Origin of the sequence: Saccharothrix hoggarensis (assembly GCF_042678885.1) — a bacterium.
Lineage (GTDB): Bacteria > Actinomycetota > Actinomycetes > Mycobacteriales > Pseudonocardiaceae > Actinosynnema > Actinosynnema hoggarensis.
Map to the genome: position 1 here is coordinate 18226 of NZ_JBHTLK010000062.1, position 12892 is coordinate 31117.

Consider the following 12892-nt stretch of genomic DNA (forward strand, 5'->3'; position numbering starts at 1 on the left):
CCCCGGTCTGATCGCGTTCGACTAATCTCCTCCCCCGTGGCAGGGCTTCCCGCACCGCGGACCGCGGCGGACCGGATCAACGTGCTCCTCGTCGAAGACGACGAGGGCGACGCCGTGCTGGTCGAAGCCCTCCTGGAGGAGGTGGAGGCGGACGTCGCCCTGCACCGGGCGCGGACCCTCCGGGAAGCCGAACGGCTGCTGCAGGCGGCGGACTGCGTGCTGCTGGACCTCGGCCTGCCGGACACCACCGGGCTGGACGGCCTGACCAGGCTGCTCGCCCACCCCGCGCCCGTCGCGATCATCGTCCTCACCGGCCTCAACGACGAGCACCAGGGCACCCGCGCGGTCGCCGCCGGCGCGGAGGACTACCTGGTCAAGGGCCAGGTGGACGGTGTCGGGCTGGCCCGGAGCATCCGGTACGCGGTCGGCCGCAAGCACGCCGAGGAGACCCAGCGCCAGCTGCGCGACGAGCAACTGCTGGCGTCGGAGAAGACCCGGCTCGAACGCGGCCTGCTGCCGTCGCCGATCATGCACGGCGAGGACATCGGCTGGGAGGTCCGCTACCGCCCCGGCGGGAGCCGGATGCTGCTCGGCGGCGACTTCTACGACGTGGTCCGCACCCCGGACGGCACGCTGCAGCTGCTGATCGGCGACGTGTGCGGGCACGGCCCGGACGAGGCGGCGATCGGCGTGTTCCTGCGCATCGCGTGGCGGGCGCTGGTGCTGGCGGGCCAGGAGCCGTCCCGGGTGCTGCGCACGCTGCACGAGATCCTCCAGCACGAGCGGCACCAGCCGGGCCTGTTCACCACGGCGTGCATGGTCACGATCTCGCCGGACCGCCGCTGGGCGCGGGTGTACCTTGCCGGGCACCCCGAGCCGATGCTCCTGGTCGGCGACCGGGTGGTGGAGCTGCCCCGGGACCGGGCGGGCCTGCCGCTGGGCGTGCTGCCGGAGAGCACGTGGAGCGGCCTCGACGTGCCGCTGCCGCAGGGCTGGTCGATGCTGCTGTACACGGACGGGCTGGTCGAGGGGCGGGTCCAGGGCGACCCCGAGCGGTTGGGCTCGGAGCGGTTGATCGACCTGATCGGCGAGATCACCGCGAGCCGCCCGGACTGGGCGCGCAAGCCCGCGACGCTGCTGGACAGCGTGATCAGCAAGGTGAAGGAACTCAACGGCGGGGAGCTGGACGACGACATGGCCGTGCTGCTGATCTCGGACCGCGACTGATGCGCTATCGCACCGGCTGGCCGGCGAGCAGGCTGCTGGCCGCCGCCGTCTCGATCCTGATCCTGCTGTGCGCGGGGGCGATCGGCGGGCTCGCGTGGGCCTTGACGAACCTCACGTCCGCGCGGGTGCAGCTGCTGGACCAGATCTCGCCTGCCCAGGTCAAGGTGCTGGAACTCGACACCGCGTTGCGCAGCCAGGAGAGCGGCGTGCGCGGGTACGTGCTCACCGCCAACCCGAACTTCCTCACCCCCTACACCGACGGGCAGCAGGCCGAGCACGACGCCGTCGACCGGGTCCGGACGGTGCTGGAGCCGGTGCGGCCGGACCTGGTGCGCGACCTGCGTGAGGTGGAGCGGCTGGCGGCCGAGTGGCGCGAGGGCTACGCCGACCCGCTGGTGGCGCGGGTGCGGGCGTCCGGCGTGCCGCAGACCGCGCTGGCCGACGCCGAGCGCGGCAAGGAGCTGTTCGACCGGGTCCGCGACGCGACCGACGTGCTGGGCGACAAGCTGAACGCCGAGGCGACCGACTCGCGGCGGCAGCTCGACGACGCGGCGAGCGAGGTGCTGTGGCTGCTCGTCGGCCTCGGCGTGCTGCTGGTGTTCAGCATCGCCGCGGTGGCCGTGGTGCTGTACCGGATCGTGATCGCGCCGCTGAGCGGGTTGGCCGAGGACGTGCGGCAGGTGTCGTCGGGCGACTACGCGCACCCGGTCGAGGCGGGCGGCCCGCGGGAGACCGTGATGCTCGGCGACGACGTCGAGGCCATGCGGGTGCGCATCCTCTCCGACCTGGAGGAGCTGCGGCGGTCCAACTCGGAGCTGGAGCAGTTCGCGTACGTCGCCTCGCACGACCTCCAGGAGCCGCTGCGGAAGGTGGCGAGCTTCTGCCAGCTGCTCGAACGGCGGTACTCCGGCGAGCTGGACGAGCGCGGCGAGCAGTACCTCAAGTTCGCGGTGGACGGCGCCAAGCGGATGCAGGTGCTGATCAACGACCTGCTGGCGTTCTCGCGGGTCGGCCGGATGACCCGCGAGCAGACGTTGGTGGACTGCGACGAGCTGGTCGCGGACGTGCTGGACAACTACTCCGAGGTCATCGAGCGCACCAACGCGATGGTCGAGGTGGCGGACCTGCCGACGGTGCGCGGCGAGGCGTCGCTGCTGGGTGGCGTGTTCGGCAACCTCATCAGCAACGCGCTGAAGTTCCACGGCGAGGATCCGCCCGTCGTGCGCGTCGAGGTGGAGCGGACCGGGGATTTCTGGACCTTCTCGGTGAGTGACAACGGCATCGGCATCGACACCGAGTACGCTGAGCGCATCTTCGTGATCTTCCAGCGCCTGCACCACAAGGACGACTACCCCGGGACCGGCATCGGGCTGGCCATGTGCCGGAAGATCATCGAGTACCACGGTGGCACGATCTGGTTGGACACCAGCCAGGACACCGGCACCACCTTCAAGTTCACGTTGCCGGCAGTAGAGGACGACGAGCAATGAGCAGCAACCCGTTGACCGTGATCGACGTCCTGCTGGTGGAAGACGACCCCGGCGACGCGCTCATGACGCAGGAGGCGTTCGAGCACCACAAGATCCGCAACCAGCTCCACGTGGTGCGCGACGGCGTCGAGGCGCTGGAGTTCCTGCGCCGCGAGGGCCAGTACGAGGACGCGCCCCGGCCGGGCCTGATCCTGCTGGACCTGAACCTGCCGAAGATGGACGGCCGCGAGGTGCTGGCCGAGATCAAGGCGGACGAGACGCTGCGCCCGATCCCCGTGGTGGTGCTGACCACGTCGGAGGCGGAGGAGGACATCCTGCGCAGCTACAACCTGCACGCCAACGCGTACGTCACCAAGCCGGTCGACTTCGACCGGTTCATCGAGGTCGTGCGGCAGATCGACGACTTCTTCGTCACCGTGGTCAAGCTGCCCCGCTAGCCCTCACCGGTCCCCGGCCGGCGCTCCCCGGCGGGGACCGAGTAGACGGTCACGCCGCCGGCGTCGCCCGTCGTGAGCAGGCCGCGGTGCACCAGGACGTCGAGGTGCGCGGCGGTCTCGGCGGTGGCCAGCACCTGGTTGAACAGGTCGAGCTCGGCGAACGCCCGGTTGCGCCGCGTCCAGCCGAGGGCGCGGGCGGTCTCGAACGCGGTGCCGGCGCCGGCCCGGACGGCGTCCAGCGTGGCCGCCAGCCGGTCCTCGTGGTGGGCCAGCAGTTCGTCCACCCTGGCGTGGCTGGACTCGGTGACGGGCCCGTGCGCGGGCAGCAGGCGCAGGTCCGGGAAGTCGCGGACGAGGCGCAGCGAGTCGAGGTAGTCGCCGAGCGGCAGCGCGGGCCGGGCCGGTTCGAAGCCGATCGACGGGGTGATGTGCGGCAGCACGTGGTCGCCCGCGAACAGCAGCGACGAGTCGACGTCCACGAACACCACGTGGCCGCGGGTGTGGCCGGGCGTGGGCAGGACGCGCAGCGTGCGCTTCTCCAGCACCAGGTCGGACCCGTCCAGCCACTCGTCGGGCTCCTCGTAGTCGCGCAGCTCGTCCTCGCCGACGGCCGCGACGACCGTCCGCCACCGCTCGGCCAGGTGCGGCGCGCCCCAGGCGGCGAGGTTGCGGACCTGGCCGTCGCGGGTGCGGGCGATGACCTTGGCCAGCGACGGCTGCTCCCCCGCGCCGAGCGCGACCTTGGTGCCGAACCGGCGGCGCAGGGCCACGGCCAGCGTGTAGTGGTCGCGGTGGATGTGGGTGACCAGGAACCGGCGCACGTCCTCGAACCCGTGCCCCAGGGCGCCGAGCGCCGCTTCCAGCGCCGCCTCGCCGTCCGCGAGCGCCCAGCCCGAGTCGATCAGGACCAGGCCGTCGCCGTCGTCGAGCGCGTAGGCGTTGACGGTGTGCAGGCCGTCGTTGGGCAGGGGCAGCGGGATCCGGTTGACACCGGGCGCGACCTCGAAGACTCCGGGTTCGGTCCACTCCATCCCCGGATACTACTTGCCGGTAACCTCGGCCAGCTCGGGGTGCTTCTCCAGGTAGGCGCGCACGAACGGGCACTGCGGCACGACCGCCAGCCCGCGCGCCTTGACGTCCTCCAGCGCGTGCCTGACGAGCTTGCTGCCCAGGCCCTTGCCCTCGATCGCGACCTCGGTGTGGGTGAACGTCACCACGTCGCCGGCCAGCACGTACTCGGCGAAGCCGCCCAGCTCGCCGTCGAGGCGCACTTCGAAGCGGGACTCGTCCGGGTTGTCGGACACGGACACGTCGGTCACGGCGGCTCCTGTCGGGACGTGGGCCGAACTCCGGCCCGAGGCGTGCGCGTGCCACGGTAGTCGCGCGGTGCAAGATTGTCCGATGGACGTGTACCTGCTGATCCTGGGCGACCACCTGCCCGACCCGCGCACCGGTCACTCGGTGAGCGAGGCGGAGCGGCTGCGGGCCGTCGTGGAGCAGGCGGTCGTGGCCGAGGAGTCGGGCTTCACCGGGGTGGCGATCGGCGAGCACCACTTCACCCGCTACATCGTGTCCGCGCCGGAACTGCTGCTGGCCACGATCGCGGCGAGGACGTCGACCCTGCGGCTGTCCACCGGCGTGACGCTGCTGGCGCACCACGACCCGGTGCGGGTGGCGGAGGAGCTGGCGACGCTCGACGTACTGTCCCGCGGGCGGGCGGAGCTGATCGTGGCGCGCGGGGTGTCGCAGCGCACGGACGCGGCGTTCGGCGTGCAGGACGACCTGCGGGCCCGGTTCGACGAGAACCTGCGCCTCCTGCTGCGCCTGCTGGAAGAGCCGCACGTGACGTGGGAAGGCCGCTACCGCAGCCCGCTCGTGGACGTGACCACGACGCCCCGGCCCGTGCAGCGGCCCCGTCCGCTGGTGTGGATCGGCAGCGGCTCGGCGGTGTCGGCCGACCTGGCCGTCGAGCTCGACCTGCCGCTGATGCTGCCCAGCACCCTGCGCGACCCGGGCACGCACCGGGAGGTGGTGGAGCGCTACCGCACCGCCATGGGCGGCGGTGGACGGGTCGCGCTGCCCAGCCACGTGTTCGTCGCGCCCACGGCCGCCGAGGCGCGGGTCACGTGGCGGCCCCACCTCGCCGCGTACGCCGAGTTCGCCGACCCGTGGCGCGGCGACGGCGACGTGGACGTCGACGCGTTGATGGAGGGCGCGGCCGTGTGCGGCGACCCGGCGGAGGTGACCGAGCGGCTCAACGGGCTGACCGAGCTGCTGGGCCTGGACGCGCAGCTGGTCATGGTGGACATCGGCGGCCTGCCGCACGAGGCGGTGCTCGACACGATCCGGCTGTTCGGCCGGGAGGTCCTGCCCAAGCTGAGGCCGTGACCGGGCAGCGTGGCCGGGCAGCGTGACCGGGCGGCGCCGTGATCCGGCACGGGTTCCGGCCCGACCGGGCCGCTGAGGTGGGCGAACCCGGTCTCCGAATGCCCACGTCCCGTCCTGGGTAGCCCACGCCGAGGAGGAGGTACGTCATGGTCCAACCGCAACCGCCCTCGCCCCGCCCCGTGCCCGTCCCCGACCCGGTGCCCGAGCCGCCGGGTCCCGAGCCGCCGATGCCGCCCACCCCGGGACCGCCGACGACCGGCTGACCCTGCACGCCGACGTCCGCCGGGACCGGTCCGGTGGCGACACCCGGGGTGGGCTGTCACCCTGGGTGACGGTGTCCACAGGTGGAGGTCGTCGATGCGCATCCCGTTGCGCCGGTTCACCGCCAAGCCCTGGCCCGAGCAGGAGCCGACGTGGCGGGAGGCGCAGCCGGCGCTGATCGAGGCGGCGGTCAAGCGGGCCTCGGCGCGCCCGTCCGGCAACTGGTTCGTGGTCGCGGCCGGCCGCGAGGTCACGTCGTCCCGCCCGTTCGGACGGGTGATCGGCGGCCGCGAGGTGGTGGTGTGGCGCGGGCCCGACGGCGCGGTGTCGGCCGGTGACGGCGCGTGCCCGCACATGGGCGCGCCGCTGTGCGACGCCGCCGTGCACCGCGGCGAGCTGGTGTGCCGCTGGCACGGTCTGGCGCTCGGCTCGCGCCGGTTCGGCACGTGGAACCCGTACCCCGCGCACGACGACGGCGTGCTGGTGTGGGTGCGGCTGGACGACGTCGGCGGCGAGGAACCGCTGCCCGAGCCGGTCCTGCCCGCCCGCCCCGCCGGCGGCGTCGACGCGGTGGCGACCGCCGTCGGCCGCTGCGAACCCGAGGACGTCGTGGCGAACCGGCTGGACCCGTGGCACGGCGCGTGGTTCCACCCGTACTCGTTCGCCAACCTGGCCGTGCGCGGCACGCCCACGGAGGAGGACGACCGGTTCGTGGTCGAGGTGACGTTCAAGGTCGCCGGCCGGATCGGCGTCCCGGTGACCGCCGAGTTCAGGTGCCCCGAGGCGCGCACGGTCGTGATGCGCATCGTGGACGGCGAGGGCGAGGGCAGCGTGGTGGAGACCCACGCGACGCCGTTGACGACGTCACCGGCGCGCACCGCGGTCATCGAGGCGACCATCGCCCACTCCGACCGGCGCGGCTTCGCCCTGGCCCGCCCGGCCGCACCCGCGCTGCGACCGCTGATGAGGTGGGCCGCCGCACGCCTGTGGCGGGACGACCTGGCGTACGCCGAGCGCCGCTACGCGCTGCGCGCCACCGGCCGGTCGACGTAGGGGTTGCGGCCGAACCGGCGCGCCAGGGCGCGCAGCACGGGACCGCGCCCGGCGGTCGGCACGGTCCACAGGTCGACGCCCGCCACGCCCCAGCCGGCCAGCAGGTGGTTGGCGGCGGCGAACCCGGTGGTGGCGGCGCGTTCCATCAACGCGACCGGCAGGTCGACCCGCACCAGGTCGCCCGCCAGCACCAGGCCGTCCACCGGGGTCCGCACGGTGGGGCGTCGGGCGAACCCGCCCGGCGGGAACAGCGGGCAGTCCGCCCGCAGCTCGTGCCGCGAGTCCACGACCCGCGCGTCCCGGGTCTCCGGGTAGACGACGCGCAGCTGGTCGAGCAGCCGGGTCCGCGCGGCGTCCGGGTCCACGTCGGCCGGGAGCGCGTACCCGTGCAGCTCGACCACCGAGCCGCCGGTGCGGGCGGCCCACTCGCGGGCCTCGCGCTCGTAGCGGTCGAGCACGGAGACGTTGTCCAGCAGGTCGTAGCCGGTGGTGCCGAGGAAACCGGGCCGGTCGGGGCGGACCGGGCGGTCCAGCCAGTAGCGGGACACCAGGAACGGCGGCGCGGTCTCCAGGCCCCCGATGTCCTCCCGCCACGCGGCCGTGCCCAACCCCGAGTCGGCGACGACCCGGCGCAGGCCGGCGACGTCCAGCGCGAGGACCACGGCGTCCGCCTCCAGCACCGCGTCCGGCAGGTGCACGGTGAACCGCTCGCCCCGGTCGACGCGCAGCACCGGCGCGCCGGTGCGGATGGTGGCGTTCCGGGCGGTCAGGTAGCGGGCCAGCGGCTCCCACAACGCCACGGGGAACGGGTCGGCGGCCACGTCGAACAGCAGGCCCTCGCTGGACCCGAGGAAGTAGATGTGGAACATGGTCGCGAGCTCGGCGGCGGACATCCGGCCGGGGTGGGCGAAGAAGCTGCGCGAGAACACCTCGAACGCCAGCGCGTGCGCGGCGCGCGGGAACCGGACCCGGTCGAGGTACCCGGCGGCGTCCAGCCAGTCCAGCTCCTCGTACGTGCGGGGCACGGACACGTCCAGCAGCGGCAGGGCGGCCCGCGTGTCCACGGACGCCAGGTCGCGCCACTCGAACGCGGGGCTGCGCGCCAGGAACGCGGCCGCGTTCCACGGCGCCGAGCGCGGCAGCCCGGCGAAGCCCTCGCGGTGACCGCCCGCGTGCCACAGCGGGTAGTCCGGCAGCCCGGTCAGCGCCGCGCCGTCCGGGTCGATCCGGGCGAGCAGCGACCGCAGGTTGTAGTACTGCCGGAAGAACGCGTGGAAGCCCCTGGTCATCGTGGCCCGGCTGCCGTCGGCCAGGGTGGTCCCCCAGCCACCGACGCGTCCGCCGAGGTGGTCCTCGCGCTCGCACAGCACGACCCGCGCGCCGCGCTCGGCCAGGACGGTGGCGGCGGCCAGCCCGGCGATCCCGCCGCCGACGACGACCACGTCCCGGTCGCAGGTGGGGCGGCCGACCGGCCCCGGCGTGCGCACGGCCTTCCGGTCGCGCCTCACGCGCACCCCACGAACGTGTGCACGATCCCCCGCTGCCACCCGGCGGCGGGCAGGACGCGGACGCGGCGGAACCCGTTGCGGCGCAACCGACCCCGCAACGCGCGGGCGCCGTCGAAGGCCAGCACGCTGCGCCACAGGTAGGTGTAGAGCTTCGGCGACCCGGTCACCACCACGCCACCCGGGATGATCACCGTCCAGCACACGGCCGTCCACAGCGCGGCGGCGAGCGGCGAGTCGCGCACCGAGTACTCGTGCGCCACGAACCGGCCGCCGGGTTCGAGCAGCCCGCGGACGGTGGCGAGCACCGGGTCGGGGTCGCCGAGGTTGCGGATCAGGTAGGCGGCGAAGATCCCGTCGAACGGCCCCTCGGCCACGAGGTCCTCCACCCTGGCGTGCACGAACGACACGTTCTCCGGCCACGCCTTGCGCCGGGCCTGGTCGAGCATCCCCCGTGACGCGTCCACGCCGACGATCTCCGCCCGCGGGGCCACCGCCAGCACCGCCGCCGTGGACGCGCCCGTGCCGCACCCCAGGTCGAGCAGCCGTCGTCCGGCGCCGTCGTCCGGGAGGGCGAGGGCGGTGGCCGACCGGCGGAGTTCCCGGTGGTAGCCGGGGTTCGCGCCGACCAGCAGGTCGTAGCCGGGCGCCGCCACGTCGAACGCGTCGGGCACCGCCTCCACCGCCAACCTCGCCATCAGACCGCCTTCCGGGTGCGGGCCCGTTCCCACAGCAGCAGGGTCAGGGTGATCAGGGAGAAGCCGAAGAGGAAGTCCTCGACCGGGATGTCCCACGGCACCCGCACCCCGCTGATCGCCGCGGGCGCGTAGTGGACGACGGGCGCGCTCAGCTTGGTCAGCCAGCCGTCGACCGGCACCTGGAACGCGAAGACGATCGCCAGCGTCAGCCAGTAGGCGGGGCGGCGGAACAGGCCGGTGCGCAGCAGGCCGAGTTCCAGCGCGACCGTGAGGACCACCGACACCACGGCCGCGATCAGGTATTCCGGACCCACCGCGCGTCCTCCGACCGGGCCGCCACCAGGGCGCGCACCGCCTCGTACGTCAGCAGCGCGCACAACGGGATCACCAGGAAGAACAACGCCTCCTCCACGGGCATGCCGCCGGGCAGCACGAGCCCCAGGGTGAACCGCTCGCTGAACGTCCAGTGCCCCCGCGCGATCGCCACGAGGTCCCATGCGCCGAAGACGACGAGCACCGGGAACACCGCGCGGACCACCGCGTCGAACCGCCGGTACACGCCGGCGCCCAGGTACTCCAGCGGTGCGGTGAGGACCAGGCAGCCGACGAGCACCGACAGGTACTCCCACCGATCGTCCATGGACAACCTCCCGCGACTCACCGTAGGGCGGGCGCCGGCCGTCCGCACGACAAGCGGCGGGGAGGCGTCAGGTGCGCAGGACGACCAGCCGTCGCGTGGCGCGGGTCAGGGCCACGTACCGCTCCGCCGGGGTCATCCGTTCGGGGTCGACCACCACGACCGTGTCGAACTCCAACCCCTTGGCGGCACGCGGTGTGAGCGGTCCGTGCGGGCCGATCACCGCGAACGTGCCGGTGGCCGGCCGGAACGACTCCGGGTCCGCGCCGGTGACCTCCAGCGGCGGCTCCCCCTGCCGCACGGACGTCGGCACGACGGCGGTCGGGTCGACCTCGGCCAGCGCCGCGGCGGCGTAGGCCATGATCCCGGCGGGCGTGCGGTAGTTGACCGTCAGCCGGCGGTACGCCCACCGGTCGCGCGCGAGCGGGCCGAGCACCGCCGCCCAGTCGCGCGCCCCCGCCTCCGCCTGCCGCTGCGCCAGGTCGCCGACGACGGTCATCGAGCGGTTCGGGCTGCGCCGCGCCAGCACCCGCCAGTCCATCGGCGAGAGCTCCTGCGCCTCGTCCACCACGACGTGCCCGTAGGTCCACTCCCGGTCGGCGGCGGCCCGCTCGGCGAGCACCCGGTGGTCGACGGCGGTGTGGCGGTCGGCCAGCCACTCCGCGTCCACCAGGTCGACGGCCCGCAGCTCCTCCTCGTACATGGCCTGGTCGGTGTCGATGACGTGCAGCACGCCCTGCGCGTACTCGACGGCGCGCCGGCGTTCCTCCTCCGCCCGCCGCTCCGCCTCGCCGGTCGTGCCCAGCAGCTCGGCGGCCTCGTCCAGCAGCGGCACGTCGGAGACCGTCCACGCGCGCGGGTCGTCGCGGTGCAGCTCCGGGTAGCCGAGCGCGAAGCACCGGCCCGCGTACAGGTCCGCCAGCAGCGTCCGCGGGGTCAGCACCGGCCACAGCTCGGCGACCGCCGCGCGCACGTCGGCGTTGCCGGACAGCTCGCGGCGCACGTCGGCGGCCAGCTCGGGCCAGTCCTCGCCGATCAGCTCCAACGCGGGCGCGACCAGCGCGTCGACCAGTGCCCGGTGGAACACCGGCTGGGCCTCGTTGTGGCGCAGCCCGGCCTGGCGCGCGCGGTCCCGCGCCGCGGCGGCGATCTCCGCGGTGAGCGGCACGGTGACGTCCTCCAGCTCGACCGGGATCGGGTCGACGGGCAGCTCCTGCCGGTCGGCGACGGCCTCGCGGACCAGGTCGACGGCGGCCAGGCCTCCCTTGAGGGATTGGAGTTCCGGCGTGTCCTCGCGGTCGGTGCGGACGCCGGGGAACAGCTCGCCCGGCGTGGCGAACACGACGTCGGTCTCGCCGAGCGACGGCAGCACCTCGCCGATGTACCGCAGGAAACCGGGGTTCGGGCCGACCACCAGGACGCCGTGGCGGGACAGCCGCTCGCGCTGCGCGTACAGCAGGTACGCGACGCGGTGCAGGGCCACGGCCGTCTTGCCCGTGCCCGGTCCGCCCTCGATCACCAGCACGCCCCGGTGCGGCAGGCGGATCACCTCGTCCTGCTCGGCCTGGATCGTGGAGACGATGTCCCGCATCGTCTTGGACCGCGGTGCCTCCAATGCCGCCAGGAGCGCTTTCGAGGTGAGCTGGAGTTCGTCGTCGTGGAAGCTCTCCAGGCGCCGGCCCCGGGTGTGGAAATGGCGCCGGAGCGTCACCCCCTCCGGGTTCGCGGCGGTCGCCGTGTAGAACGGCCGGGCCGCCGGCGCGCGCCAGTCCGTCAACAACGGCTCGTAGTCGTGCTCGGTGTCGAACAAACCGACCCGGCCGACGTAGACCCGCCCGTCCGCCGTGTCGATGCGGCCGAAGCACAAGCCCCCGTCCGCCACCTTCAGGCGGCTGACCTGCTCGGACAGTGTCCGCACGGCCACTTCCCGGTGCCAGCGCGGTTCGTGGCCGTCGCGCAGGGCGGCGTCCAGCGCGGCCTGGGCGGCGGCCCGTTCGCGGTCGAGCCGGTCGTGCAGGAACGCGATCCGAGCACGTTCGACGGACAATTCCCCGGTTGTCACGCTTGCCCCCTGTGATACACTGAACCTGTCTTATCTCCGCCATTCATCGGCGATGTCAACCTTCATGTGTACCACATTTCTCCGCGCTTTTGTCGGTAACAACTCCGCGCCGCCACTCGGCGTGCGATGATCCCCCGCGTGGAATCGGACAGGTTGGTGGTCGCGGTCGCGCAGCACGCGCCCGTCCCCGGTGACGTCGCCGAGAACGCGCGCCGCGCGGCCCAGCTGGTCGCCGCGGCGGCGGACGACGGCGCGCGGTTGTTGCTGTTCCCCCAGTTGTCGCTGACCGGCTACGACCTCGCCCGGCTCGACGAGCGGGCGTCCTGGGTCACCGCCGAGGACCCCCGGCTGGACGTCGTCCGCGAGGCGAGCCGGGCGCGCGGCGTCACCACCGTGGTCGGCGCGCCGTGGCTCGCGCCGGACGGCGGGCGGCTGCTGGCATCGGTGGCGCTGTCGCCGGACGGCGCGGTCGACGTGGTCGGCAAGCGCTACCTGCACCGGGCCGAGCGCGACCTGTTCGAGCCGGGCGCGTCCGCGCCGCCGCTGGCGGTCGACGGCTGGCGGGTCGCGCTCGCGGTCTGCTACGACGCCGCCGTGCCCGAGCACGCGCGCGCGGCGGCCGAGCGCGGCGCCGACGTCTACGCCGTGTCCGCGTTGTACACCGAGGGGCAGGAGCGGCGGCTCGACGTCCACCCGGCCGCCCGCGCGATGGACCACCGGATGTACGCGTTGGTCGCGAACCTGGCGGGCGCGGGCCCCGGCTGGCGTTCGTGCGGCGGCAGCGGGGTGTGGCACCCGGACGGCCGGCGGATCGCCGAGGCCGGGACGGGCCCGCGGGTCGTCGTGGCCGCTCTGGAACGGGCCGAGGTCGACCGGCTGCGGGCGGACGACGCCCGGAACGGCTACCTCGGCCGGACCGGCTGACCGCGACCCGCACCGACTGGACCCGGCACCGACTGGACCCGCACCACACGGAGGGCTTGCGCGATGGGCGTGCTGGACGGCAAGGCCGTGATCGTGACCGGCGCGGGCCGCGGGCTGGGCGAGGCGTACGCGCGCCACGCGGCGTCCGAGGGCGCGCGGGTCGTCGTGAACGACGTCGAGGGCGCGCCGGAGGTGGTCGCCGCCGCCGTG

14 protein-coding genes are annotated in these 12892 nt (G+C 74.0%); 7 read left to right on the top strand and 7 right to left on the bottom strand.

What is annotated here, in order from left to right:
- The first annotated feature begins 36 nt into the window (after positions 1-36).
- Genes ACFQ3T_RS14665 through ACFQ3T_RS14675 form a run of 3 tightly spaced genes read left to right on the top strand, consistent with a single transcriptional unit; the run spans position 37 to position 3154 of the window.
- Positions 37-1227 carry a PP2C family protein-serine/threonine phosphatase gene (locus tag ACFQ3T_RS14665; protein WP_380723800.1) on the top strand — a complete coding sequence of 397 codons (1191 nt, stop codon included), beginning with the start codon at positions 37-39 and terminating at the stop codon, positions 1225-1227.
- Positions 1227-2717 carry a sensor histidine kinase gene (locus ACFQ3T_RS14670; RefSeq protein WP_380723801.1) on the top strand — a complete coding sequence of 497 codons (1491 nt, stop codon included), beginning with the start codon at positions 1227-1229 and terminating at the stop codon, positions 2715-2717. Before ACFQ3T_RS14665 ends, ACFQ3T_RS14670 begins: the two co-directional genes overlap by 1 nt.
- Positions 2714-3154, top strand: coding sequence for a response regulator (locus ACFQ3T_RS14675; protein WP_380723802.1), 441 nt, complete (start codon positions 2714-2716; stop codon positions 3152-3154). Before ACFQ3T_RS14670 ends, ACFQ3T_RS14675 begins: the two co-directional genes overlap by 4 nt.
- On the opposite strand, the gene ACFQ3T_RS14680 is transcribed toward ACFQ3T_RS14675, so the two are convergent.
- Together ACFQ3T_RS14680 and ACFQ3T_RS14685 are read right to left on the bottom strand one after the other, a co-directional pair.
- Positions 3151-4185, bottom strand: a complete 1035-nt coding sequence (locus ACFQ3T_RS14680) for an MBL fold metallo-hydrolase (RefSeq protein WP_380723803.1) — start codon at positions 4183-4185, stop codon at positions 3151-3153. The two genes, ACFQ3T_RS14675 and ACFQ3T_RS14680, sit on opposite strands and share 4 nt — an antisense overlap.
- Before the next feature lie 9 nt (positions 4186-4194).
- A complete protein-coding gene (locus ACFQ3T_RS14685; protein ID WP_380723804.1) occupies positions 4195-4473 on the bottom strand; it encodes a GNAT family N-acetyltransferase in 279 nt (92 codons plus the stop codon).
- Between the two features lie 82 nt (positions 4474-4555).
- Between ACFQ3T_RS14685 and ACFQ3T_RS14690 the strand changes: the two genes are divergently transcribed.
- Positions 4556-5542, top strand: a complete 987-nt coding sequence (locus ACFQ3T_RS14690; RefSeq protein WP_380723805.1) for an LLM class flavin-dependent oxidoreductase — start codon at positions 4556-4558, stop codon at positions 5540-5542.
- Between the two features lie 357 nt (positions 5543-5899).
- Positions 5900-6856: a DUF5914 domain-containing protein gene (locus tag ACFQ3T_RS14695; protein ID WP_380723806.1), complete on the top strand. Its 957-nt coding sequence runs from the start codon at positions 5900-5902 to the stop codon at positions 6854-6856.
- Here ACFQ3T_RS14695 and ACFQ3T_RS14700 read toward each other — a convergent pair.
- From ACFQ3T_RS14700 to ACFQ3T_RS14720, 5 genes are all read right to left on the bottom strand, one after another.
- Entirely contained in the window at positions 6823-8364 is a 1542-nt protein-coding gene (locus ACFQ3T_RS14700; protein ID WP_380723807.1) for an FAD-dependent oxidoreductase, read from the bottom strand. The two genes, ACFQ3T_RS14695 and ACFQ3T_RS14700, sit on opposite strands and share 34 nt — an antisense overlap.
- The gene (locus ACFQ3T_RS14705) at positions 8361-9059 is read right to left on the bottom strand and encodes a class I SAM-dependent methyltransferase (RefSeq protein ID WP_380723808.1); all 699 of its coding nucleotides are present in this window, start codon (positions 9057-9059) and stop codon (positions 8361-8363) included. The genes ACFQ3T_RS14700 and ACFQ3T_RS14705 overlap by 4 nt, the downstream gene beginning before the upstream one ends.
- Positions 9059-9373 carry a lycopene cyclase domain-containing protein gene (locus ACFQ3T_RS14710; RefSeq protein WP_380723809.1) on the bottom strand — a complete coding sequence of 105 codons (315 nt, stop codon included), beginning with the start codon at positions 9371-9373 and terminating at the stop codon, positions 9059-9061. The genes ACFQ3T_RS14705 and ACFQ3T_RS14710 overlap by 1 nt, the downstream gene beginning before the upstream one ends.
- Positions 9355-9699: a lycopene cyclase domain-containing protein gene (locus ACFQ3T_RS14715; RefSeq protein ID WP_380723810.1), complete on the bottom strand. Its 345-nt coding sequence runs from the start codon at positions 9697-9699 to the stop codon at positions 9355-9357. The genes ACFQ3T_RS14710 and ACFQ3T_RS14715 overlap by 19 nt, the downstream gene beginning before the upstream one ends.
- 67 nt (positions 9700-9766) lie before the next feature.
- Positions 9767-11758: a UvrD-helicase domain-containing protein gene (locus ACFQ3T_RS14720; RefSeq protein ID WP_380723811.1), complete on the bottom strand. Its 1992-nt coding sequence runs from the start codon at positions 11756-11758 to the stop codon at positions 9767-9769.
- A 138-nt stretch (positions 11759-11896) separates the two neighbouring features.
- Here ACFQ3T_RS14720 and ACFQ3T_RS14725 point away from each other — a divergent pair, with 138 nt between their 5' ends.
- Positions 11897-12682, top strand: a complete 786-nt coding sequence (locus tag ACFQ3T_RS14725) for a carbon-nitrogen hydrolase family protein (RefSeq protein ID WP_380723812.1) — start codon at positions 11897-11899, stop codon at positions 12680-12682.
- A 63-nt stretch (positions 12683-12745) separates the two neighbouring features.
- The coding region (locus tag ACFQ3T_RS14730; protein ID WP_380723814.1) for an SDR family NAD(P)-dependent oxidoreductase at positions 12746-12892 on the top strand (147 nt) is incomplete at its 3' end.